Origin of the sequence: Actinoplanes sp. NPDC026670, assembly GCF_040638175.1 — a bacterium.
GTDB lineage: Bacteria > Actinomycetota > Actinomycetes > Mycobacteriales > Micromonosporaceae > Actinoplanes.
Map to the genome: position 1 here is coordinate 125479 of NZ_JBEZXU010000015.1, position 23261 is coordinate 148739.

The following is a 23261-nucleotide window of genomic DNA, read 5'->3' on the forward strand; positions in this document are numbered from 1 at the left end:
GACGGTTACCTGGTGGGCCATCAGGGTCACCGCTGTCCCGGCACGCGCGAGGCAGCCCTGCGAGACCTGGGGCTGAGATCGAGCGGAGTCCTCGACAGTGCGCCAGATTTGGCAGGATACATACCGTTCGGGATTCGGGTGGTTCCGTAAAACTCCAGCGCTTCCGCCAGTCGAGGCCTAGGAATCTTGCACGGTTCTTCACCCTCGCGCCGATCTTGCAGCCTTCTCCGCGTCCCGACGGGAAGAAAGCTGCAAGGTCGCCCCGGCGCAGTAGACCTTGCACGATAAAACACACCCAGACGTGAAGAATGATGCAAGATCGCCTCGAAGGTGGAGAAACGTGCAAGATCTACGCGACTGGCCGGGGCCGAAACCTCTGCATGCGCGACATTTCGTCCCAGTTTCCCGGTCGACGGCGTGACCGGTGCGATAGTCCACAGGCCGGGCACGAAGTCATCGCCCGGCAGGGATTGAGATCGGATACAGCGAAAGCCTTGAAGACGCCTCCATGAAGTGCAGCATCATGCAAGGTCCACACCCCGGCGTGGACCTTGCACACGTTTTCCCGCTGGGACGTGTCTGCTGGGACGTGGAGACGTGTCTGCTGGGACGTGGAGATGCCCGCAAAATCGGCCCCGAGGTGAAACTCGTGCAAGATCGGCTCAGCGGGCAGGCTGGTGCGCGGGCGGTCAGCTCTCCGGGTCGACCCTCCAGTTGATCGAGAAATCCTCACTGCCAGCGCATACGTGCCCACGGTCACCATCGCGAGGCGTTGCCCCGAGGCCATCGGCCAGCGGACCCACGTTCAAGATCCAAAAGCCTACCTCGACTGCCCGGCGGCAGCCACCGCCACGTCTCCGCTGGTAGAGGGGTTCCTCAAATGGCCATCAGAGTCACCACTGTCTCGCAGCACCCCAAGATGGCGGCCACGACCAGCCACCCTGGCAGGCGGGCTCCTCAATTAGCCATCAAAGTCACCACTGCCACGAAACGCCAAGGCAACGGCCACGACCAGCCGGTACTTCGCGGCCGGCTCGGGCCGCTGCATAGAAGCGCGCAAGACAGCGGCCACGACCAGCCCAGCGAGATTCACCCCACGGTGAATCCGGCCGACCCGAGTACTGAATCCAATTCAGCGTGGGCCCGGCATCAGCTGCCAGGCCGCAGGCTGGGAACCTGCGCGATGCGCGAGCCGGAGGAAGGAACCGGGGCGGTGACCGGATCTGCGGCGGGAATCAGGCTGGTGCTAGCGGAAGGGCGACAGGCGCGGTGCCAGCAGCTGAATCGGCGACGGGAGCCGGGGCAGCAGCGGGAGTCGGGGTGAACTGCGGATCTGGGGTGGACGTGAGCCGTGGGGTGGCCGGCAGGTCTGGGGCGGACGTGAGCCGCGGAGTGCCCGGCAGGTCTGGGGCGGACGTGGGCCATGGGGTGACCGGCGGGTCTGGGGTGGGTGTGGGAGGAGTGCCACGACGGTGGCGGATCTCGGTGGGGAGCACCAGAAGGGCGACCAGCACGCCGACCGCGCCCACCGCCACGAACCCCCAAGCCGGGCCCCAGTGGTCAATGGCGAGGCCCGCCAACGGGGCGCCGCAGGCCACGCCCACGGTGAGTGCGGAATTGTGCAAGCCCATCGCCTCGCCTCGGGCGCCGGCCGGGATGAGGCGGCTGATGGCGTCGGTGCTGGCGGTGATGGTGGGGGCACACAGGGAACCGGCCGGGATCAGCAGGAGGGCCAGCAAGGCCCAATGATCGCCGCCCAGGCCGACCGGGATGGTCAGCACCGCCATCGGGGCGAAGAGCGGCAGCATCGGCAGGCCGCGCCGGATCATGCCGTAGAGGAAACCGCCGATCAGCGAGAAGAGCGCCCACAGGGACAGGACCAGGCCTGCCCACTCGGTCTGGCCGGTCTCGCGCAGCACCGCGACGACTGCCACGTCGGTGCCGGACAGGACCAGCGTAGCCGCCATCGTGACGGCGAGAATGGCGACGAAACGGGCATTCAGCCAGCTGCGGCGGGGCACCCGCTCGCCGGAGACGGGCGCCTCGTGGGCGGCCCGGACCGGTGGGTCGAGCAGCCACAGGCCGACACCGGCGAACAGGATGCCGACGGCCAGGGTGACCATCGCGAAGCGGGAGCCGGCGGTGGTGACGATCAGGACGCCGAGGGCCGGACCGGCCATGAAGGACAACTCGGTGGTCATCGAGTCGAGGGCGAACGCGGGCAGCCGGTGCGACTCCGGAGTGAGCGCGGCGATCGCCTGCCGGGCCACCGAGAACGCGGGCAGCGCCAGGAAACCGCCGACCGCGGCGACGGGCAGCAACGCCCAATACGGCAAGGCCTGGGCCACCAGCCAGTAGACGACCTCGGCCACGGTGGTCAGGACGAGCACCGGCCGCAACCCCCAGCGGTCGATGAGCCGGCCCATCACCGGCGCGCCGATCGAGCCGCCGATCGTGGCGGCCGCTCCGACCAGGCCGGCCGCCCCATACGTCAGGTGAAGCCCCTCGACGACGTGCAGGGTGAGCACCACCGCGGCCGCCGCGATCGGAATGCGGGCGAGCGTGGCGACGACGAGAACCGACGTGATCTTCGGCAGCGCGAGTGTTTCGCGGTAAGGCGTAAGCGACATGGTGGATCCTGACCTCCACCGCACATCCTGCCGTGGGGGTATGACACAACGCCAACCACTTCGAGCCGCGACCTGCCGTTCAAGCGCCCGGTGTGACGAGCGACGCATCGCAGGCGAGAGGACGAGAAGGCCGCGGGAAGAGAAGGCAGTGCCGGAAACGGAATCGGCCCGCACTCACGATGAGTGCGGGCCGATCCACGGCGACTACATACGATCAGCGATCGCGATCGGTGACCACGTCTTCCCGGTAGGTGGCGCCCCCGTCGGACTCCGCGGTGAGCGGCCGCGCGCCACCCTCCGGCGGGCCGGCGAGCGAGTGACCGGCCGCCAGCTCCGGGAACTTCAGGTCGAAGGCGGGCCGCTCGGAGCGGATCCGCGGCATCCGGTCGAAGTTACGCAGCGGCGGCGGGCTGCTGGTCGCCCACTCGAGCGAGTTGCCGTGGCCCCACGGGTCGTCGGCGGTCACGAGCACGCCGACCTTGTACGACTTCCACACGTTGTAGATGAACGGCAGGGTCGACAGGCCGAGGATGAACGCGCCGATGGTGGAGAACGTGTTCAGGAAGGTGAACCCGTCGGCCGGCAGGTAGTCGGCGTACCGCCGGGGCATGCCCTTGGTGCCGAGCCAGTGCTGCACCAGGAACGTGCCGTGGAAGCCGATCATGGTGAGCCAGAAGTGGATCTTCGCGAGCCGCTCGTCGAGCATCCGGCCGAACATCTTCGGGAACCAGAAGTAGATGCCGGCGAACACCGCGAACACGATCGTGCCGAAGAGCACGTAGTGGAAGTGGGCGATCACGAAGTACGAGTCGGAGACGTGGAAGTCGATCGGCGGCGAGGCGAGCAGCACGCCGGAGAGACCACCGAAGAGGAACGTCACCAGGAAGCCGACCGCGAAGAGCATCGGCGACTCGAAACTGATCTGGCCGCGCCACATGGTGCCGATCCAGACGAAGAACTTCATGCCGGTCGGGACCGCGATCAGGAAGCTCAGGAAGCTGAAGAACGGCAGCAGCACCTGGCCGGTGGCGAACATGTGGTGCGCCCACACCGACATCGACAGCGCGCCGATCAGCAGGGTCGCGGCGACCAGTCCCTTGTAGCCGAAGACCGGCTTGCGGCTGAAGACCGGGATGACCTCGGTGATGATGCCGAAGAACGGCAGCGCGATGATGTACACCTCGGGGTGGCCGAAGAACCAGAAGAGGTGCTGCCACAGCATCGGGCCGCCGGTCTCCACGTCGAAGACGTGGGCGCCGAGCACCCGGTCGGCGGCGAGCGCGAAGAGCGCGGCTGCCAGGAACGGGAAGACCATGACCGCGAGCAGCGCGGTGACCAGCATGTTCCACGTCATGATCGGCATCCGGAACATGGTCATGCCCGGGGCCCGCAGGGTCAGGATCGTGGTGATCAGGTTGACCGAGCCGAGGATCGTGCCGAGACCGGAGATCGCCAGGCCGACCACCCACATGTTTCCGCCGACGCCCGGCGAGTGCAGGCTGTTGCTCAGCGGCGTGTAGGCGAACCAGCCGAAGTCGGCGGCGCCACCCGGCGTCAGGAACCCGCCGATAGTGATCAGGCCGCCGAACAGGTAGAGCCAGTAGGCGAACGCGTTGAGCCGCGGGAACGACACGTCGGGCGCGCCGATCTGGATCGGCACCACGTAGTTGCCGAACGCGAACACGATGGGCGTCGCGAAGAACAGCAGCATGATCGTGCCGTGCATGGTGAACAGCTGGTTGAACTGCTCCGGAGAGAGCAGCTGCATGCCCGGCCGGGCCAGCTCGGCGCGCATCAGGAGGGCCATCAGGCCACCCAGCAGGAAGAACACGAAGGCCGTGATCATGTACATGATCCCGATCTGCTTCGCGTCCGTCGTGCGCAGGATCCGAGCAAACGCCGAACCCTTGACCTGCCGCCGCACCGGGTATGGTCGGGTCGCGATCGGCGACGGCGCAACGGTCGTCACGAATTGCCTCCGTTGTCTCGTTCGTCCCTCTCGGGTTTCCCCGATGATCGGGCGTACCTCGGTGGCAGAATAGTCCCCCGTGGTCGTTCGGCCTTCGCGGGGTGACCAAACGTCAGACCGGCGACACCAGGGCCCGATAGTGATCGGTGAAGATGCGGGCGCCGCGACGGCGCAGCATCGGGTCGCGCAGGGACGGTGGGACGTCGCGGGCACGGTCTCGCTCACGGGTCCGCTCGCGCACCTCGGAGCAACGCGGGCGCCTGCGGTCCTCATACGCCCGAAGCGCCGCCGGGATGTCGCCGTCGGCCGACCGCAGCTCCTGGCCGAGCACCCAACCGTCCTCGAAGGACATCGCGGCGCCCTGGGCGAGGGTCGGCGCGGTGGCGTGCGCCGCGTCGCCGACCAGCACGACCGGGCCTTTCGACCAGGACGGCAGAACCACCTCGTCGGTGCGCGCGACCTGCACCTTCTCGATCTTGTCGAGGATCGCCGGGATCGGGCCGCCCCAGGCGCCGAACAGCTCACGCAGGCGCTCGGCCGGATCCTCCGGGTTGGGCGTGTCGGGTGCGGTCTCGTCGGCATAGCAATACAGCCGGCGGCCACCCATCGGCATGGCGACGAAGGCCGACCGGCGGCCGAGCACCGCGGTCCAGTCGGTGAGCGGCGGGCCGCCGGTGACCACCGAGCGGTAGACGATCTGGCCGGTCGGGGTGGCCGGGCCACCCAGGCCGACCTTGTCGCGGATCAGCGAACGGCGGCCGTCGGCACCGACGACCAGGTCATACTCGGTCACCGCGCCGGTGCCGAACTCGACCTTGGCGGCGCCGTCGACGATCTGCACGTCGCGCACCTCGGTCTCGAAGCGGACCTCGCCACCCACCCCGGTGAGCAGGACCTGCTGGAGGTCGGCCCGGGACAGGGCGCGGGACTCGCCGACACCGGCCCACAGCCCCGCGACGTCCATTTCGAACAGATCGCGGCCCCGGGTGTCGAGGAAGACCTGCCGGAAGATCAGATCACCGAGCGGGCGCAGCGGGACATCGAGGCCGAGCAGCCGCAGGGCACGGGACGCGTTGCCGGGAAGATAGATGCCGGCCCCGGGCACCACGGAGGCGGGCAACGCCTCCACCACCTCGGGCCGGAAACCGGCGACACGCAGCCCCCGGGCCGCAGCCAAGCCGGCGATGCCGGCGCCCACCACGAGGATGCGCAAGCTCATCACACCAACGCTTTCTTGTCGATGGATACGCGTGGGAGCCAGAACACTACCCCCCGCAACCATCGTGGGGAACACCCGCGATCAGGCGGAGGTCCGATATGGGCGTGATCTTAGGTTGTGCAACCCGTGAGGACAGTCTCCTGTGGCGGAACGGATGAGTCGGCCGTCACGACGGCGAACGCACGGTCCGCACGGGCGAGGGCGACGGCCCGGCGGCGGGCGTAGAAGCGGTGCAGGGAACGCGGCGAGCGGTTCATGCCGACAGCAAACCATCGGGGTACGACACTTTCGGCTGACGCCCGGCGGCCCCGCGAATCACATCGGTGTATTTCTGTCGTACCCCGGGCAGACAATCGGAGCATGACCGACCGCCTCGATGAGTACCGGCGCAAGCGCGACGCCCGGCGCACCCCTGAGCCGGTGCCGCCCACCGCCCCGGCCAAGACCGACACCAGGCGATTCGTCATCCAGCAACACCACGCCCGCAGCCTGCACTGGGATGTCCGGCTGGAGCGTGACGGCGTTCTCGTCTCGTTCGCCGTGCCGCGTGGTCTCCCCCGCGACCAGGCCCGAAACCACCTGGCCAAACACACCGAGGACCACCCCCTGGAGTACCTCGGTTTCGCCGGCGAGATCCCCGCCGGGGAGTACGGCGGGGGCCGGATGAGCATCTTCGACGCGGGCACCTACGAGGCCGACAAGTGGCGCGACGACGAGATCGGCGTCACCTTCCGCGGGGAGCGCACCAACGGGCGTTACGTCTTCTTCCAGACCGATGGACCGGACTGGATGGTCCGGCGGATGGATCCGTCCGAGCCGGGCTGGGAGCCGATGCCGGATGCGGTGGAGCCGATGCTCGCGACCAGTCAAGCCGGGCTGCCGCCCGATGACGCCGACTGGGGCTACGAGATGGCCTGGGGCGGGCGGCGCGTCCTCGCGTACATCTCGGGTGGAAGACTGCGTCTCACCGATGCCACCGGAACCGATGTGACCAGGTGGTTTCCGGAGATCCGGCCGATCGGGCCGGCGCTCGCGCCGGTCGAGGCGGTGCTGGACGGTGAGATCGTCGCCTTCGCCGGCGCCCGGCCGGATCCGGGCCTCCTGGCCCGGCGCGAGGCGCCGAAGGACGCCGCGGCGGCGAAACGCGCGGCCGAGCGGACGCCTGTGCAGTTCCTGGTGTATGACCTTCTCTGGCTGGAGGGCCACGCCACGACGGAGCTGGTCCGGTATTCCGAGCGGCGCGAGCTGCTGGACGGTCTGGCCTTGGCCGGCCCGCACTGGCAGACGCCCCCGTTCTTCACCGGCGGTGGCGACTTCGCGTGCGAGACCGCCCGCGCGCAGGGACTACCGGGAATCGTTGCGAAACGGCTCGATTCGCCCTATCTGCCGGGCCGGGCCAGCCGCCTGTGGCGCACCATCAAGACGTGACAAAAGGCCACCCCGCACCATCAAGGCACGACGGAAGGCCACCCCGCACCATCGAGGCGTGACGGAAGGCCATCCCGCACCATCGAGGCGCGGCGGAAAGCCGCCGAGGTGTGACGAAAAAGCCACCCCGGTCGGCGGGCCGAGGGCCGCCGAGGCCAGAATGCGTGCGCCCGTTTTACTGGAGCCGGCCACCAACCGGCCGATGAGCCGGGCGGCCCAGTGGAAAGGCGAGTTGCCAGCATGCATCCCGTCCCGTCCCCGACCGCGCCAGTCGTCCCGGACATGTGCGCCGAGCTGTGGCGCTCGGCCGCCGGGGTGCTCGACGCGAACTGGACCGGCCACTACACGGTTCCGTCGCGGACGCTCTATCCGCACCAGTGGAGCTGGGACAGCGCGTTCGCGGCGATCGGCCTGGCCTATGTGAACCCGGCGCGGGCGTGGCGCGAGTTGCGGAGCCTGTTCGAGGCGCAGTGGCCGGACGGCCGGGTGCCGCACATCGTCTTCGATCCGGAGATCAGCGAGGACGCCTACTTCCCCGGGCCGCGGTTCTGGAACGTGCCCGCCTACAACGGCCGTCCGGCGCGGGGCAGCACCGGTCTGGTCCAGCCGCCGATGCACGCGCTCGCCGCCTGGGAGGTGTACCGGCACGCCGCCGCGCACGGGGCCGACGCCGTGCAGCAGGCCCGGGTCGAACTGGACTGGCTGTATCCGCGTCTGGTGGCACAGCAGGAGTTCCTCGGTGACCGGCGGGACGCGGGCGGCGGTGGCCTCGCCTCGATCGTGCATCCGTGGGAGTCCGGCCTGGACAACAGCCCGGCCTGGGACGATGCGCTCGCCTCGGTCCCGGCCGACCTGACCCTGCTGGACACCCACCATCGGCGCGACCTGGACGTCTCGGACGTCACACATCGGCCGACCGACACCGACTACGCCCGCTACCTGGGCCTGGTGGAGAACTACCGGGACGGCGGTTACTCGGACACCGACCTGGCCGAACGGCACAGTTTCGTCGTCGAATGCCCCGGTTTCAACGCCCTGCTGGCGACGGCCGAGCTGGCTCTGGCGCAGATCGCCGGAGTGCTGGGCCGGCCGGCTGAGGCACGCCGGCACCGGGAGCACGCCCGGGGCATCACCGCCGCCATCACCGATCGGCTGTGGGATCCGGAGACCAACTTCTTTCATGCCCTGGATGTACGGTCCGGGCGCCGCACCCCGGCCCGGAGCGTGAGTGGCCTGCTCCCGCTGATGCTGCCGGATCTCGACCGGGGCCGGGCGAACGCGCTGGCCGACGAGGCCGGGTCACCCCGGTTCGGGCTGCCGGCGCCGAGTTACGACCGGACCGGGCCGGCGTTCGACGATCGCCGCTACTGGCGCGGCCCGGTCTGGGTGAACGTGAACTGGCTGTTGCGCCGGGGTCTGCTGGTGCACGGCCGGCGCGACGAGGCGGAGCAGCTGCGGCAGGCCCTGGTGCGGCTGGTGCACCGCAACGGGCACTACGAGTACTTCCACCCGGAGGACGGCGGCGGCCTCGGCTCACCCGCTTTCGGCTGGACCGCCGCCCTCTGTCTGGATCTGCTGGCCGACCGGTCGGCGCCGGCCTATGCCCGCTCGTGACGGTTAGAAGATCACCACGGAACGCAGCACGTCACCGGTGTGCATCTTGGCGAACGCCTGCTCCACCTCGTCCAGCGCGATCTCCTCGGTGACGAACGCGTCCAGGTCGAGCCGGCCCTGCTTGTAGAGCTCGACGAGCAGCGGGAAGTCCCGGCTCGGCAGGCAGTCGCCGTACCAGCTGGATTTGAGCGCCCCGCCGCGGCCGAAGACGTCGAGCAGCGGCAGCTCGATCGTCATGTCCGGGGTCGGCACGCCGACCAGGACCACCGTGCCGGCCAGGTCACGGGCGTAGAAGGCCTGCCGGTACGTCTCCGGGCGGCCGACCGCCTCGACCACCACGTCGGCGCCGTTGCCGCCGGTGAGCGCCTTGACCGCCTCGACCACGTCGGCTTCGCGCGCGTTGATCGTGTGGGTCGCCCCGAAGCCGCGGGCCCACTCCAGTTTCCGGTCGTCGGTGTCGATCGCGATGATCGTGGTGGCGCCGGCCAGGGCCGCGCCCGCCACCGCGCCGTCGCCGACACCGCCGCAGCCGATCACCGCGACCGAGTCGCCGCGGGTCACCCCACCGGTGTTGATCGACGCGCCGAGGCCGGCCATCACGCCGCAGCCGAGCAGTCCGACCGCGGCCGCCCGCGCCGACGGGTCGACCTTCGTGCACTGGCCGGCGTGCACCAGTGTCTTCTCCACGAACGCGCCGATGCCGAGGGCAGGGGACAGCTCGGTGCCGTCCTCCAGGGTCATCTTCTGCTTGGCGTTGTGGGTGGCGAAGCAGTACCACGGCTTGCCCTTGTTGCAGGCCCGGCAGTTGCCGCAGACGGCACGCCAGTTGAGCACCACGAAGTCACCGGGCGCCACGTCGGTCACCCCGGCGCCGACCGACTCGACCACCCCGGCCGCCTCGTGGCCGAGCAGGAACGGGAACTCGTCGTTGATTCCGCCCTCGCGATAGTGCAGGTCGGTGTGGCAGACCCCGCAGGCCTGCACCTTCACGACCGCCTCGCCCGGTCCTGGGTCGGGGACCACGATGGTGGTCACCTCGACCGGCTTGCCCTTCTCCCGGGCGATCACGCCCCGCACCCGCTGACTCATCCCTGCACGCACCCTTCACCGGTCGGTGGTCCGATCAGGACAGCCTTGCAGATCTCACCGGGAAACGGGACGGGATCGCACCTCCAACGGTGACTCCAGCAGTGACTCGGCGAGCCTGGTCAACTGCCTGACCTGCGCGGTCGTCAGCCGATCGAAGATCAGTTGCTGGACCGCCTCGGCGTGGCCGGGCGCCGACTCGGTGACCTTGTCCCAGCCGGCGTCGGTGAGCACGGCGATCTGGACCCGGCCGTCCTCGGCGTCCCGTTCCCGGCGCACCCAGCCCTTCTCCTCCAGGCGGGCCACCACGTGGGAGAGCCGGGAGAGCGAGGCGCTGGCCCGTTTGGCCAGCTTGCTCATGGCCAGGCGGCGGTCCGGGCGCTCGGAGAGGGTCATCAGGACCAGGTAGCCCATGTGGGTCAGTCCGGCGTCGCGTTGCAGCTGCGCCTCCAGCGCGGCCGGGACCCGGACGAGCACTTCGACCACCTGCCGCCAGGCGTGCTGCTGCTCGTCGGTCAACCAGCGCGGCTCATCCATCCTGGCAGGTTAGTGGCGATCGACGGTTACGGTAGTGACCGGACAGGTGAGATCCAGCCAAGGCGTTACGGATGGCCCATCGATTCGATCGACTTCCGTGAACCTGGGCAGGTAGGCTGTCCGGGGACTTTAACCCCTGAACACGGCGCCGGAACCGGCTGGCTGGGGGGCCTCGGCCGGTTCCGGCGTCGTGACCTAATCACTCAGTCGGTGGGCGGTTCGTCCTTGCCGGCCTCTTCGAGGGCGTCGGCCTCCTCCTTCGTCTTGTGCACCGCGCCGTCGGCATGCTCCGGCGGGCCGTAGACGGTGTAGAGGACCAGCGGGTTCGGCCCCTCGTTGACGAAGTTGTGGGTGCGCCCGGCCGGCACCACCACCAGGTCACCCTGGGCGACCTTGCGGGTCTCGCCGCTGATCACGGCCTTGCCGACACCGCTCACGAAGGTCAGGATCTGGTCCACCTCGTGGACCTCCTCGCCGATCTCGCCGCCCGGCGGGACGGTCATGATGACGAGCTGGGTGTGCTTTCCGGTCCAGAGCACACGGCGGAAGTCGGGGCTCTGCTCGGCGACGGTGGCGATCGTGAAGTGCTCCATGAACCTGGTCGTTACCCAGGTCAGGGTTTACGCAACCCGCCCGGGACGACCGGGGACGGCCGGCCGATCAGGTAGCCCTGGACGTAGTCGACACCCAGCTCACGCAGCATCCGCAGGGTGGCCTCGTCCTGCACGAACTCGGCCACGGTGTGGATGCCGTACGCCTGGCAGACCTGCACCAGAGCCCGTACCAGAACCTGGTCCTGTGGATTGTCGACGAGGTCCACCACGTACTCCCCGTCGATCTTGACCAGGTCGATCGGGAAGAGCCGCAGGTAGCGGAAGGATGCGTAGCCGGAGCCGAAGTCGTCGAGCGCCAGCCCGCAGCCGAGGTCACGCACCCGGTCGGCGAACCGGCGGGCCTCGCTCAGGTTGCCGATCAGCGCCGTCTCGGTGATCTCGAAGGTCAGCTGCGCCGGATCGACCCGGTAGCGCTCCAGCAGCTTCTCCACCTCGTTGGTGAGCCGCGGGTCGCCGACCGAGCGGCCGGAGAGGTTCACCTGGAGGCACAGGCCGGGCTGCTCGGCGGCGAGGCGCATGGCCCGCTCGACCACCCACAGGTCGATGTCGAAGATCGCGTCGAGTCGTTCGGCGGTGTCCAGCACCTGGATCGGCGACTGCGGGCCGTCGGCCTCGTCGAGCACCCGCAGCAACAGCTCGTGGCGGGTCACCCGGTTGGTCTGGAGCTCCAGGATCGGCTGCGAGTAGAGGGTGAACCGGTCGGTGCCGAGCGCGTCGGCGACCCGGCTGCGGTACGAGCCCTGCCGATCGCGGACTAGCACCGGGTGCGCGACCAGGGTGATCGACCGGTCCGCCTCCCGGGACTGCCGCCACGCCTGCTCGGCGTCGATCAGCAGGCCGTGGCTGCCGGCTTCGGCGTCGCGCTCGAACCGGACCAGGCCACCCCAGCAGTGCGCCTGCTCACCGAGCGCGGTGACCAGGTCGCGGGCCTGCTCGCGGGCGGCACGCCAGGTGGTTCGCGCGAACAGGACACCTATCTCGTTCGGGCCGACCCGGCCGATCAGGTGTTCCGGGCGGGCTTTCTCCTCGACCAGCCGGGCCGCGTGGTGCAGCAGCTCGGCGTTGTGGTCCGGGCGTACCCCCTCGGGATTGTCCCCGGACTGGACCCGGACCACGAGCAGGGCGCCGCCCGCGCCGCGCAGCGCGCGGTCGATCTCGTCGGCGAACCGGGCGCGGATCAGCAGCCCGGTCGCCGGATCCGGCTCGACCAGGGAGGCCTGCACGGTCTCGCCGCGCCGGGTCAGGCGGGCCGACTCGCGGCGGGCCCGCTCGCGGGCCGAGACGTCGCGGACCGTGCCGCGGATGCCACGGACCGCGCCCTCCGGGCCGGCCATCGGCTCGATGGTGCAGTCGACGTCGAACCAGCCGCCGTCGGAACGCATCAGCCGGACCGTGGTGTGCACGACGGTCTGGCTGGTCCAGGCCTCGGTGATCGCGCCGAGCGCTTTGGCGTGGTCGTCGCGGTGCACGTGCCGGGCCAGTATCTGCCTGGTCTTGCCCTTCTCGGCGGGGACGCGGCCGACCATCGCGGCGAAGGCCGGCGACCAGACGATCTGATCACCGGCAGCGGTGTACGTGAACCAGGCCGCGCGTTCGTCAGCCGGCTGCCGTGGCTCCGGGAGGGCATGCGGCGGCGCGGGAGTCCAGCGCTCCCGTTCTTCGGGCACCGTCATATGCCACCACCTCCCCCCTTGCGCACGGCCGCTCCCCCTGCCACCCAGACCCCTTACCTATTACGACCTGTCACCGGGCCGTAGTAACAGTGGACGCGAGCGTCAAACTTTTACCGAATCCGCAAGCAAGGCCAGGAGCAGGGAATTATCGCCCATCCAGAGTAACGAAACAACCGAATGGATGACCTCGTTCCCTTACATTTACGTCGAAATACCCATGCTCAATCCATGACAGACAGTCACTACCTGTATTTGTTCTGAAACCTTCCGCATTTCCCTACCCGGTTCCTACCGTCCACATGCACCCAGAGCGGTCATCGATGCGCACTGCGTGAGCATCAGACCGGAGTGATCTCCAACTCATCGACACGCTGCCAGACCGGCCGCATCGCCACCTCCGGCTCCCGGGCGAAGACGCTGCCCCGGATCCGCACGAACACACAGTTACCGACGCGCTCGAGCACCGACTGCCGGCGCATGTCGCTCTCCCACTGTTCCGGCCCCTGATAGGCGTCGCCGTCACACTCGATCGCGAGCCGGCGGCCATCCGGCGCATTGAGGACGAAATCGATCCGATAGGCACCGATCCGAAACTGCGGAATCGGCCGGAAACCACGACCCACGAGCAACTTCAAAACCTCACGCTCGAAGTCGCTCTCGCAGTGCGCGGACGGATCGGCCGCCGCGGCCTCCGAGGGCAGATCGATGGCGTACGACAGAAGCCGCCCCCTGGCATCGTCGGCGAGAAGAGCGCCCGGCCGGGTCGAGTGGAAGATCCAGAGCTGGTCGCGGGCCCGGGACGCCGCCACATTGATCCGCCGGTGATAGTCGCGCTTGGTGAACGCCGCGATCCGTGGATCCTTCTCGGACACCACCATCGACACCAGCACCACGTCGCGCTCGTCGCCCTGGAAGGTGTACGCGTCACCGACCCGCAGCCGCCGCGCCTGGATCTCGTCCTCGCCGATCGCCTCGTGCAGCTGCTCCAGCAGGTAGCCGGCCTGCCCACTGCTGCTCAGCAGACTGATCACGCCGAGCGTGCGACCGTCGTACCGCGGATCGGCGACGATCTTCGTGACCCGCTCGACGAGCGCGGTGGCCTCCTCCAGGTTCACGTCGCCGTACCCGGCGATCGTCTGGCGCACGCCGTCCGGGCAGTGCACGGTCTGGATCGGCGGCAGCGCCGGCCGGTCCGCCCGCAACGGCCGGATCTTGCCGTCGTAGTAGTTACGTGACGAGAACTCGATGATCTGCGGAACCGACCGGAAGTGCTCGGTGAGCAGGATCCGCTCCGGCGACCGGCGCACCGCGTGGTCGTAGAGCGACGACTCCGGGTCGAAGTGCTCGGCCGACGGCACCCCGGTCAGGTGCCGTTTGATCAGGCCCTCGACCGAGCCGACGAACCCGAGCTGCGGGCCGATCTGCTGGTCGTCGCCGACCACCACGGCCCGCTCGGCCAGCGACAGCACCGGCAGCGCGAACAGGTCGGCCTGCGACGCCTCGTCGACGATCACCACGTCGAATTTCGCACCTCCGGCGAACTGCTCGATCGCCCGGTCCACCGACATGACCCAGACCGGCACCGCGGTGACCGCCGACTCCATCGCCCGCTGGGCGTGCGCCTGCCAGGTGGCCGCGCTCCGCCCGGTGCCCTTGCCGATCTTGCGCAGTGCCGTGGTCCAGTCGGCGAGCGCCGCCCGGCGCCTGTCGTCGAGCGCCCGGGACACCTCCAGCCACGCCGACGCCACCACGAGCTCGCTGGTCAGCCGCCGGATCCGGTCACGCGCCCGCTCCACCCGCCGGGCCAGCACGGCCGGATCGACCTCACCGACCACCCCGTCGAACCAGGTCTGCGCGCGCCGCCACTCCCACGCCTCCAGGCACGCCTGGCCGGAGACCACCGGGTGCTCGCCGCCGCCGATCTGCGCGGCCCACTCCGGCGCGGCCACCGCCAGCCTGCGGTACGCGGCGTCGAACCGCATCACATCCGGCTGCAACAGCACCAGCCGGCGCACCTCGGCGATCCCCTCGTCCCAGCCGTCCAGCGTCTGCCACGCCTCGGCCAGATGCGGCCACGCGGCCACCCGGTCGGCGACCGCCCGGTCCCGGGCCACCGTGCGTTCCATGGTGAACACCTCGGCCAGGGTCTCCAGCACCTCGGCCACCCCGGACAGCCGGGACGCGTCCACCGACAGCTCGCGCTGCGGCATCAGCACCGCGATCCGCCGGGCCAGCGGCGGCCACCGGTTCAGGTCGAAGTCGAGGGACTGCTTCGCGTCGGAGAGCAGGCCGCCGGCCCAGATCTCCGGGTCGCCCCAGCCGCCGTCCGGCTCCGGGATCGCCAGCCGCTGCACCCACTCGAACCACGCCTCGCCCAGACGCTGACGGGCCTGGGAACGGCGTACCGCCTTCTGGGCGACCTCTATGTCGGCGACCGTGCGCAGCGGCTCGCCGTCCACCCGCACCTCGTCGGCCAGCCGGTACAGGCCGGGCTGTAGCAGCCGGTTCAGGCCACGGCCGGCCTCGAACCGCTGACGGATCTCGGTAAGCCTGGTGAACAGCAGTTTCGGCTCGGCCAGGATCGGCTCCGGCATGGTGATCCGGTGTCCGGACACCTCCCTGGTCAGGGTGGCCAGCTCGGCGAACAGGTTCTCGGTGGCCACCACCTGGTCGTTCCAGAGGGTGCGCCAGTGCGCGTCGTCGAGCAGCCGGCCCAGCCGGTCGGTCCAGGTGCCCTCCCGCCGCCGCAGCCAGGCCACCGACTCACGGACCTCGGTCAGCAGATCGGTCATCCCGGCGCGGCCCTCACTCCGTACCGCCGCCATGTCGACGCCCTCGTCCGCCAACCGGGACAGGCTCGCCTCGGTCCGGGCCATCCGCTCCCGCGCCGCCGAAGCCGCCTCGGTGTCCGGCAGGTCGGAGATCTCGGGAAGCGGCCGCATCGCGGCCGCCCGGTCCTCCGGCGACAGCCGGGAGGCGAGTTTCAGCAGCGTGGCGAATTCCTCGATGGTCAGCGGCGCCGGACCCGAAATCGGGTCCGGGATGCCACCGTGCGCGGCGGCCCGCTCCCGCAGCCAGCCACCGACCTCGGCGGGAAGAAGGGCAACCCCACCGATCTGGTACGTCTGAGCCTCGCTCTCGGCGATCAGCCGCAGCCCCGCCATCGCGGCCGCCAGCTCCCGCTCCGCCTCCTCCAGGTTGCCGGTCAGCCGGTTGACCCGGCGCTCCTCGGCGGCCTTGTCGAGGGTCGCCGCCCGGTCGGACAGCTCGCGCGCCGCCAGCTGCAACTGCACCAGCTGATCGGTGGTCCGGCCGAGCACCGCGAGACAGAGCGGCTGGACCTCCTCGGGCAGGCCGTCGCGCAGCACCCGCAGCGGCTCCTCCTTCTGCGCCACCACCAGGACCCGTTTGCCGTTCGCCATCAGGTGACAGATCAGGTTGCGGATGGTGTGCGTCTTGCCGGTGCCGGGCGGGCCCTGCACGGCCACGTTGCGGTGATGCGCCAGCCGGCGGGCGATCGACTCCTGCGCCTCGTTCGTCGGCAGCGGCATGAGCAGCCGCTCCCCCACCCGTTCCCAGGTCTCCGGGGTGTCGTCCGGCATCAGCAGGCGGCTCGGCTCGTGCGCCACCACGGCGGCCAGCGCGCCGACCCGGCCCTCCTGGTCTCCGCTGTTCAGGCGGTTTCGCATGTTCTCCAGGAACCCGCGCAGCTGCCGCTGCCTCGGACGGGCGAAGAGGACCGCCACGTCCCTGATGAACGCCTCAGCCGACGGTTTCTCATCGGTGGCGCCCACCACCGCACGGTCGAAGCCGAGACGGGTCAGCGCGCGCTCGAACAGCTCCCGGCGATCCGTGTCGTCCCACAGATCGACCTCGACCGCGCCACCCGGGCCGGTCAGCGCGGACAGCTGCGCCAGATGCCTGTGGTCCAGGCCGGCGAGTGCCTCGGTCTGCAACCGGGACGAGCCGGCCGGGGAGACCGTGATCAGGGCGCGATCCGCGTCGTACTCGATCAGGACCGGCGTCGCCACCAGCGGATAGCGGACCCGGGTGCCGTCGATCACCGTCTCCAGGACGCCGTGGCCCCAGACCAGCTCGGTGGTGGCGCCCGCCATGTCCAGCTGATGCATCCGGTCGAACAGCCGCCGGTGCAGCTCACGGGTCTGCTCGGCGGCGGCGGTGGCCAGCGACCACGGCCGCCACACCTCGTCCCGCCAGGTCCCGAAGTCGTCGCCGGCCTCGTCGAGCTGCGGCTCCTCGGCCGCCGTGATCTCGCCGCGCAACCGTCGCCGCAGCGCCGCCGGCACCGGCGCCGGGCCGGGCATCTCCGGGCGGCCGACCCGCAACCAGGAGGAGTCCTCGCCGGCCGGGCCGGTCTGGCAGTCCGGATGCTGGGGAAGGGAGTGCAGCCAGTGCGCGTCGGACGGCACGGTCCGGGCCGGGCGCTCCATCTGTGCCCGCACCGCGAGCAGGTAATCAGCAACCGCCACGGCCCTGTCACGGATCGTGGACGGCGATTCCCGCTGGTCGGCCATCTCCGGAGTGTAGGGCCTGAATGCGCCAGGTGTTCCGGGGCGGCGCGTGGGCTTCCGGAACCGCTAAGGTGTCGCCGCTGATCTTGCAACTACGGTCCTGAGGAAGCACGTGAATCAAGGTTGGGCGGAGATGGACGGTAACGGGCATTACTGGCCCGGGCAGCCGCCTTCACTTCCGCCGGCGTACTACGCGACACCGGCCGACCCGCTGGTCAGTCCCACCTACGAGGGCTGGTGGCAACGCGCGATCGCGCTCGCCCGGCAGACGTGGCGGCAGGTGCTGACCGTCCACCTGATCGCCCTGGTGCCGACGACCGCCCTCACCCTGCCCGCCACCCTCCGGCTCAACGAGGTGGCCGCCACTCTCGGCCTCGTCCCCGGCCGCCCGCTGCCGGACATGACCGAATACATCCAGGTCGCCCTGCAACTGGTCGGGCTCAGTATCGTCGCGAGCCTCATCTCGGCGGTCGCCGTGGCCGTCAGCGTCCAGCTGATCGTTCTCGCCGCGACCGGGCGGCCGGTGAGCGTCCCGGTCGCTTTCCGGGTCGGCATCCGCCGTGCGCCCGCCGTCATCGGCTGGGGCGCGCTCGCCGGCTTCGTCTATGTCGGCGCGGCGCTGGCCTGCTTCCTGCCGATCTTCTATGTCGGGGCGGCGCTGATGGTCCTGCCGGTCGTCGCCACCCTGGAACGCGGATCCGGCATCGGGCGCAGCTTCGCCCTGTTCCACGCCGACCTCGGCACCTCCATCGCGCGGGTGGCCACCATGTTCGGCGTCAGCCTCGGCAGCCTCGGCGTCTCCGCCGTGATCGGCGCGGTCCTCAGGGCGGTCGTGGCCGACCCGGCCGCCACCATCGGGGCCACCCTCCTCAGCGGCGTCGCGAGCCTGCTGCTCGGCATCATCCTGGTGCCGCTGCTGGTCACGACCTACGCCGACATGCGAGCCCGCCGCGAGCCCTTCTCCACCGCCTACCTGGCCCCCGCCCCTGCCGAGGGCCACCGCTAGAGAGCTTCCGGGCCGGGGCCGCTCGGCTCGGTCCCTCCCAGACCACCAGCCGTCGCCCACTACTGGAATACCGACGGCATAACCGCGCTGAGCGACGGCCGAGCCCACCTGAGACCACGAGCCGTCGCCCACTACTGGAATACCGACGGCATTACCGCGCTCAGCGACGGCCGAGACCGCCGGCCGCACCTCGCCCCGCACGTTGAACCGGACCGGCCTGATGGCCGGTCCGGTTCGCGTTGGGCGGGCTGGCGGCTGGCCCGCCTTCCGCTGGGCAGGTCGGACGGCCCGGCGGTTGCCGGGCCGGGGTGGTCAGGGGAACTGCATCCGCCGCGGGCGCGGGATCACCGGCGGCGGAAGCGGCAGGTCGTCGAGGTGGCTCCAGCTCAGCGTGCCGTTGTCGGTGGACTTGATCTCGCCGAGGCAGGCACGGAGCAGGCCCAGGTTGGGTGCGCCCGCGTAGCCGGCGATGACGACCTCCGGTTCGGGCGCGATCTGGGCGATGGCCGCGCAGATCTTGGCGACCTCCCGCTCGTCGACCGCGTCCAGTGGCAGCGGCGCCTCCACCGGCGACCGGCGCCAGGGCGGCCCGAACCGGCGCAGCAACTCGCGGGCGAGGCGACCGAACGAACGGCCCACCTCGGCGTCGCGCATCGAGAGCCGGGCGGACTGGCCGTAGCACCAGGGCACCACGACATGACCGTTGATCAGTACCAGTTGGTAGACCGAGCGCGGCACGCTGATGATCTCCGCGCCGGGCAGGGTCCCCAGGAAGAGGACCAGTTCCTCATAGGGAAGAGGCCACCGAGGATTCGCCAGGACACGCTCCATGGTCTGGGTCATGGCTGGATGAGCGTGAACCTCACGGTCGATCGCCGTGCTCAGGGCCTCTGGCACCCGGGTCCATAGTTCGTCCGCGACCTTGTCGCCGAACTGCTCGATCAGCCATTCACTCGGACCGACGAGAACGTCTGGACGCATTCCCCACCACCACCGTCCGTGATGCCGACGTCACTGCTGGCTAGAAGAGTTGCACTTTCATTGATCGACTGGAAGGGGGAAGAACGAGATCACAACAACGAGCATGAATGAAATCGAACATGTCGATCAGCGCTTGGCCACAACGATGGAGCGGCGGGGCGGCGAGACGCAAAACATGCAACTTGCGCGGCGCAGCACAGGCGCAACTTGCATGCCTGTTTCGCAATTCGCCAGTACCCGATATTCAACACGAGAGATATTTCCAAGTGGTGACGCGCACGCAAACAATGCTTCACAGAGCGTGATCAAATACCTCGCGACCAGCGAATCGTCCGACCAGCTCAGCAAGATCGAGATTGTCGGGAACCCGGTGAGGGAGCTGAAATGAATTGCAGTACACGCGTCCGTTTTCACGTGAACGCCGCCGAGGGTGCTCCTCGATACCCCTGACCCGCAAGGGACATCCGTCAAGTGTCAGATACCCGTCAGATCGCCGCCGGAGACGCCGAGGTCGACGGGCAAACGCTCTCCCAGCCATGATCACAACTTCTCCCGAAGTCCGACTTATCGGAAGGTTCGCCTGTAGGCGATTAGCACCCTTCACGGCTTTCATCGCCGGCTAACCTCGACAACGAACTTCAAACCCGCCCAGCGGTAGATTTGCGGCGGCCATCAAAAGCGCGGCGGACCGATTCCGGCCACGCTATTTGACGCGTCGCCAATTAGTCGTGGGCGGCCGGCTGGAATGGCAGCCAGGTCTCGCGATCCTCGGCATACGGAGTGACGTTCTCCGGAAACCAGACGAGCTTCTTGGCCCCGGCCGCGGCGCCGAGCAGGAAGTCGTAACCGCGCACCAGCGCGACCGGCACCGAGGACGCCCCGGCCAATTCGGTGAAGAGCGCACGGGCCTCGGCCAGCTGCCGCCCCCGATCACCGATCGTGATGCCCAAGTCGAGGACCAGCGGGAACACGTCGAGGAACGACGGCTCACCCGGATCGGCCAGCTCGTTGGCGCGCAGCTCACCGCCGACCGCACCGCCGTCCGGGAGCGGCCGGGACAGGAAGATCTCCCCACGCCCTCCACGGATCACCGTCATGCCGACCGCCGGACCGATCTCCGCGGCGAAATCGGCCGCGCTGTGCCCCGAATGAAAGTAGACGTGCTCCTGAGTGGACATCGGTCAGCCCTCGTTCTCGTTCGGGAGGTCAGAAATGGTCGCACCGAGTTGCCGGTCCAGCGGAGCAGGCCGATCAGGGTCGGCCCGATCACCGACGTCGTCGACCACCCTCGCCCCGATCGGGCCGCGCCGCGCGGCGACCAGCGGCCCACCCTCGCCCGGATCGCGTGGACCGGCGACCGGCTGCCCGCTCTCGCCCAAGCCGCGCCACACGTCGATCAACCGGCCGCTCGCGCCCGGATCTTGTCCGGTGAAGCCGCCGAAACCGAGATCCCGTCCGTCCAGCATGCTGCCTCCTCATTCACCGTGATGACTCCGCGGCGAACGGTAGCGAGATTGACGGAACCTTGGGGAAGGCCTGTGGATAACTACTTTCCGTGTGGATCAGTGGTGTCCCGGGACGACACCCTCGCCCAGGATCCGGGTAGGCCACCGGTTCTGTCAGAGGGGGGCGCTACCGTGCCGGAATGGGTTCGAACACGCTCGTCAGCCCGGCCGAGGAGGCCGCGACAGTCATCGCCGCAGTCCTCCATGACCTCACCGAGGGTGACCACCGTGGGGTGGTGGTCGATTCCCCACCCGGCGCCGGCAAGTCGACGCTTGTGGTGCGGGCCGCCGGGGAGTTGGCTGCCACGGGCGAGCCGTTGATGATCGTCGCGCAGACCAACGAGCAGGTGGACGACTTGATCGAGCGGCTCGGGGCACGGTCGCCGGAGCTGCGGGTGGGCCGGTTGTCGGCTGTCGACTACGAGCCGACGCCACGGGTCCGGGCGCATCCGGGGTGCCGGGTGGCGGCGAAGGTCGCTGATCTGGGGTCACCACCGGTCACCATCGGCACGGCGGCGAAGTGGGCCACGGTCACCGAGGGCACCTGGCCGTGGGCGATCGTCGACGAGGCGTACCAGATGAGGTCTGATGCTCTTCTGCGCGTCGCGCCGCGTTTCGCGCGCGCGTTGTTCGTCGGCGATCCGGGCCAGCTCGATCCGTTCTCCACGGTGGAGGTGGAGCGGTGGATCGGCTTGTCCTGGGATCCGATGCAGAGCGCGGTGGCGGTGCTGCTGCGGCACAATCCGGAGCTGCCGGTGCATCGCCTGCCGGTGTCGTGGCGGCTGCCCGCGTCGGCGGCCCCGGTGGTGGCGCAGGCGTTCTACCCGTTCACCGGGTTCCGTTCGGGGACCGGGCCGGGTGATCGCACGCTCGCTTTCGAGCAGCCCGGGCGGGACGCCTTCGACACGGTGCTGGATTCCGCGGCCGCGACCGGGTGGGGGTTGCACGAGCTGGCCGAGCGCTTCACCGTGCGTACCGATGCGGAAGCCGCCGCCGCCTGCGCGACACTCGCCGCACGAGCCTTGACCAGGGAGGGCGTCGCGTCCTCGGAGTCCGGGACGGGCCGGCTGACGCCGGACCGGATCGCCATCGGCGCCGCCCACCGCGACCAGGTCGCGGTGATCCGTTCATTGTTGCCGGCGGAGGCGGCCGAGGTCACCGTGGACACGGCCAACAGGTTGCAGGGCCGGGAGTACGACTTGACGGTGGTCCTGCACCCGCTCTCCGGCCGGCGTGACGCCACGGCGTTCCATCTGGAGTCGGGTCGCCTGTGTGTGCTGACGTCCCGGCACCGGCACGCGTGTGTGGTGGTGGCCCGGGCCGGGATAGCCGAGTTGCTCGACGCGCACCCGTCGACCGAGCCGGTGCACCTGAATGTTCCGGTGAAGTTCCCGGACGGGTGGGAGGCTAATCAATCGATGCTCGCCCATCTATACCGTCCGTGACGGTACCGTTGGTGAATGAAGCGCGACCGGGTGTATCACCCGATCCTGCGGCCCCGCCGGGGTGAGTTCACCGCCCTGGCACACCTGTCGGCGGAGGAGTCCGGCCGGGTCGTGCCCATTGTGGAGCTGGAGCCGGACGGTGTCGTCCTTCCGCTGGTCCGCGAGCTGCGACCATGTGTGCGCGCCCTGGCCGTCGACTTCGGTGAGGTGCCGGAGCAGGCCGCCGGGCCGGAGCAACTCGCCGAACGGCTGACCAGTGCCGGTCTCGTCATGATCCCGGTGATGCGGCCGCACGAGAGCAGCCTGCGCCTGGCCGAGCACGGCCGGGCGGCGCGACTGCACCGGCAAGGGGCCGTGCTGCGCCTGCGACCGCACGCGGATGCCGGCAGTCCGGCCCAGGCGACCGCCGTCACCGAGCGTCTGCTGCGCGCCGCCGCCCTCGATCCCGGCGAGGTCGACCTGCTGATCGACCTGGCCGAGACGGCCTGTCTGGCGCACGCCGCCGAGGTGGAGGAGCGGGCCCGCCGGGTGCTGCGCTGGGCCCGGTCCGCGCCGTGGCGTTCGGTGAGCGTGGCATCCGGCGCCATGCCGCCGAATCTGGACGATCTGCCGACCGACCGGCCGGTGCCGCTGGGCCGGCTCGACGCCCGGCTCTGGGAGCGGCTCGGCGAGCCCGGCCTGGGTTATGCGGACTACGGCGTCACGTCCCCGGTCCGGCGCCGCGGGGTCCAGCATCATCGGCAGCTTCCGACCTTGCGGTACACCACCGAGAAGGAGTGGTGGATCTACCGCTGGGCGCGGCGTGGCGGCCGCAGCGACGACAGGTGTCACGACCTGTGCCGGACGCTGGTGACCTCACCGCAGTGGCCGTCGATCGGGGCGCGGTTCTCCTGGGGCGACGCCGAGATCGCGAAACGGGCCCGGACCGCCCGGGGTGCGGGCAGCTCGGCCAGTTGGATCGCGTGGAGCACCTCGCACCACATCGCCCATGTCCTGCGCACTCTGCCCGAGGACGGATAATT

Annotated in this window: 17 protein-coding genes; 6 read left to right on the forward strand and 11 right to left on the reverse strand. The window is 69.7% G+C overall.

Features of this window, described 5'->3' with window-relative positions:
* Positions 1–1235: 1235 nt before the first annotated feature.
* The 3 genes from AB0E94_RS17000 to AB0E94_RS17010 form a co-directional block, all read right to left on the reverse strand.
* Entirely contained in the window at positions 1236–2630 is a 1395-nt protein-coding gene (locus AB0E94_RS17000; protein WP_360327048.1) for an MFS transporter, read from the reverse strand.
* Between the two features lie 214 nt (positions 2631–2844).
* Positions 2845–4599 carry a cytochrome c oxidase subunit I gene (ctaD, locus tag AB0E94_RS17005; protein ID WP_360327049.1) on the reverse strand — a complete coding sequence of 585 codons (1755 nt, stop codon included), beginning with the start codon at positions 4597–4599 and terminating at the stop codon, positions 2845–2847.
* A 112-nt stretch (positions 4600–4711) separates the two neighbouring features.
* Positions 4712–5818 carry an FAD-dependent monooxygenase gene (locus tag AB0E94_RS17010; RefSeq protein ID WP_360327050.1) on the reverse strand — a complete coding sequence of 369 codons (1107 nt, stop codon included), beginning with the start codon at positions 5816–5818 and terminating at the stop codon, positions 4712–4714.
* 360 nt (positions 5819–6178) lie between these two features.
* Here AB0E94_RS17010 and AB0E94_RS17015 point away from each other — a divergent pair, with 360 nt between their 5' ends.
* Together AB0E94_RS17015 and AB0E94_RS17020 are read left to right on the forward strand one after the other, a co-directional pair.
* Positions 6179–7246: a DNA polymerase ligase N-terminal domain-containing protein gene (locus tag AB0E94_RS17015; RefSeq protein ID WP_360327052.1), complete on the forward strand. Its 1068-nt coding sequence runs from the start codon at positions 6179–6181 to the stop codon at positions 7244–7246.
* A gap of 240 nt (positions 7247–7486) precedes the next feature.
* On the forward strand, positions 7487–8860 hold the full coding sequence (locus AB0E94_RS17020; RefSeq protein ID WP_360327053.1) for a trehalase family glycosidase: 1374 nt from the start codon (positions 7487–7489) through the stop codon (positions 8858–8860).
* 3 nt (positions 8861–8863) lie between these two features.
* On the opposite strand, the gene AB0E94_RS17025 is transcribed toward AB0E94_RS17020, so the two are convergent.
* The 5 genes from AB0E94_RS17025 to AB0E94_RS17045 form a co-directional block, all read right to left on the reverse strand.
* Entirely contained in the window at positions 8864–9949 is a 1086-nt protein-coding gene (locus AB0E94_RS17025; RefSeq protein WP_360327055.1) for an S-(hydroxymethyl)mycothiol dehydrogenase, read from the reverse strand.
* Positions 9950–10003: 54 nt separating this feature from the next.
* The gene (locus AB0E94_RS17030) at positions 10004–10483 is read right to left on the reverse strand and encodes a MarR family transcriptional regulator (RefSeq protein WP_360327056.1); all 480 of its coding nucleotides are present in this window, start codon (positions 10481–10483) and stop codon (positions 10004–10006) included.
* 203 nt (positions 10484–10686) lie between these two features.
* The gene (locus AB0E94_RS17035) at positions 10687–11076 is read right to left on the reverse strand and encodes a cupin domain-containing protein (RefSeq protein ID WP_360327058.1); all 390 of its coding nucleotides are present in this window, start codon (positions 11074–11076) and stop codon (positions 10687–10689) included.
* 20 nt (positions 11077–11096) lie between these two features.
* Positions 11097–12770 (reverse strand): EAL domain-containing protein, encoded by a 1674-nt coding sequence (locus AB0E94_RS17040; protein ID WP_360327060.1) that lies wholly within the window; start codon positions 12768–12770, stop codon positions 11097–11099.
* Between the two features lie 338 nt (positions 12771–13108).
* Positions 13109–17305: an AAA domain-containing protein gene (locus tag AB0E94_RS17045; protein ID WP_360327061.1), complete on the reverse strand. Its 4197-nt coding sequence runs from the start codon at positions 17303–17305 to the stop codon at positions 13109–13111.
* A gap of 130 nt (positions 17306–17435) precedes the next feature.
* Here AB0E94_RS17045 and AB0E94_RS17050 point away from each other — a divergent pair, with 130 nt between their 5' ends.
* Entirely contained in the window at positions 17436–18308 is an 873-nt protein-coding gene (locus AB0E94_RS17050; protein WP_360327063.1) for a hypothetical protein, read from the forward strand.
* A gap of 312 nt (positions 18309–18620) precedes the next feature.
* Here the strand turns inward: AB0E94_RS17050 and AB0E94_RS17055 are convergent, their stop codons facing one another.
* Positions 18621–19289: a hypothetical protein gene (locus AB0E94_RS17055; protein WP_360327065.1), complete on the reverse strand. Its 669-nt coding sequence runs from the start codon at positions 19287–19289 to the stop codon at positions 18621–18623.
* A 103-nt stretch (positions 19290–19392) separates the two neighbouring features.
* Here AB0E94_RS17055 and AB0E94_RS17060 point away from each other — a divergent pair, with 103 nt between their 5' ends.
* Positions 19393–19677: a hypothetical protein gene (locus AB0E94_RS17060; protein ID WP_360327066.1), complete on the forward strand. Its 285-nt coding sequence runs from the start codon at positions 19393–19395 to the stop codon at positions 19675–19677.
* A 334-nt stretch (positions 19678–20011) separates the two neighbouring features.
* On the opposite strand, the gene AB0E94_RS17065 is transcribed toward AB0E94_RS17060, so the two are convergent.
* Entirely contained in the window at positions 20012–20467 is a 456-nt protein-coding gene (locus tag AB0E94_RS17065; protein WP_360327068.1) for a hypothetical protein, read from the reverse strand.
* Positions 20468–20470: 3 nt separating this feature from the next.
* Positions 20471–20755, reverse strand: coding sequence for a hypothetical protein (locus AB0E94_RS17070; RefSeq protein WP_360327070.1), 285 nt, complete (start codon positions 20753–20755; stop codon positions 20471–20473).
* A 179-nt stretch (positions 20756–20934) separates the two neighbouring features.
* Between AB0E94_RS17070 and AB0E94_RS17075 the strand changes: the two genes are divergently transcribed.
* Together AB0E94_RS17075 and AB0E94_RS17080 are read left to right on the forward strand one after the other, a co-directional pair.
* The gene (locus AB0E94_RS17075) at positions 20935–22239 is read left to right on the forward strand and encodes an AAA family ATPase (RefSeq protein WP_360327071.1); all 1305 of its coding nucleotides are present in this window, start codon (positions 20935–20937) and stop codon (positions 22237–22239) included.
* A 15-nt stretch (positions 22240–22254) separates the two neighbouring features.
* Positions 22255–23259, forward strand: a complete 1005-nt coding sequence (locus AB0E94_RS17080) for a beta family protein (protein WP_360327072.1) — start codon at positions 22255–22257, stop codon at positions 23257–23259.
* Positions 23260–23261: the final 2 nt, after the last annotated feature.

Excerpts from the sequence above, each read along its gene's own strand:
- AB0E94_RS17000 (WP_360327048.1), bottom strand. The coding sequence starts at position 2,630 with ATGTCGCTTACGCCTTACCGCGAAACACTCGCGCTGCCGAAGATCACG.
- AB0E94_RS17010 (WP_360327050.1), bottom strand. The coding sequence starts at position 5,818 with ATGAGCTTGCGCATCCTCGTGGTGGGCGCCGGCATCGCCGGCTTGGCT.
- AB0E94_RS17015 (WP_360327052.1), top strand. The coding sequence starts at position 6,179 with ATGACCGACCGCCTCGATGAGTACCGGCGCAAGCGCGACGCCCGGCGC.
- AB0E94_RS17020 (WP_360327053.1), top strand. The coding sequence starts at position 7,487 with ATGCATCCCGTCCCGTCCCCGACCGCGCCAGTCGTCCCGGACATGTGC.
- AB0E94_RS17025 (WP_360327055.1), bottom strand. The coding sequence starts at position 9,949 with ATGAGTCAGCGGGTGCGGGGCGTGATCGCCCGGGAGAAGGGCAAGCCG.
- AB0E94_RS17030 (WP_360327056.1), bottom strand. The coding sequence starts at position 10,483 with ATGGATGAGCCGCGCTGGTTGACCGACGAGCAGCAGCACGCCTGGCGG.
- AB0E94_RS17035 (WP_360327058.1), bottom strand. The coding sequence starts at position 11,076 with ATGGAGCACTTCACGATCGCCACCGTCGCCGAGCAGAGCCCCGACTTC.
- AB0E94_RS17040 (WP_360327060.1), bottom strand. The coding sequence starts at position 12,770 with ATGACGGTGCCCGAAGAACGGGAGCGCTGGACTCCCGCGCCGCCGCAT.
- AB0E94_RS17045 (WP_360327061.1), bottom strand. The coding sequence starts at position 17,305 with ATGGCCGACCAGCGGGAATCGCCGTCCACGATCCGTGACAGGGCCGTG.
- AB0E94_RS17050 (WP_360327063.1), top strand. The coding sequence starts at position 17,436 with ATGGACGGTAACGGGCATTACTGGCCCGGGCAGCCGCCTTCACTTCCG.
- AB0E94_RS17055 (WP_360327065.1), bottom strand. The coding sequence starts at position 19,289 with ATGCGTCCAGACGTTCTCGTCGGTCCGAGTGAATGGCTGATCGAGCAG.
- AB0E94_RS17060 (WP_360327066.1), top strand. The coding sequence starts at position 19,393 with ATGAATGAAATCGAACATGTCGATCAGCGCTTGGCCACAACGATGGAG.
- AB0E94_RS17065 (WP_360327068.1), bottom strand. The coding sequence starts at position 20,467 with ATGTCCACTCAGGAGCACGTCTACTTTCATTCGGGGCACAGCGCGGCC.
- AB0E94_RS17070 (WP_360327070.1), bottom strand. The coding sequence starts at position 20,755 with ATGCTGGACGGACGGGATCTCGGTTTCGGCGGCTTCACCGGACAAGAT.
- AB0E94_RS17075 (WP_360327071.1), top strand. The coding sequence starts at position 20,935 with ATGGGTTCGAACACGCTCGTCAGCCCGGCCGAGGAGGCCGCGACAGTC.
- AB0E94_RS17080 (WP_360327072.1), top strand. The coding sequence starts at position 22,255 with ATGAAGCGCGACCGGGTGTATCACCCGATCCTGCGGCCCCGCCGGGGT.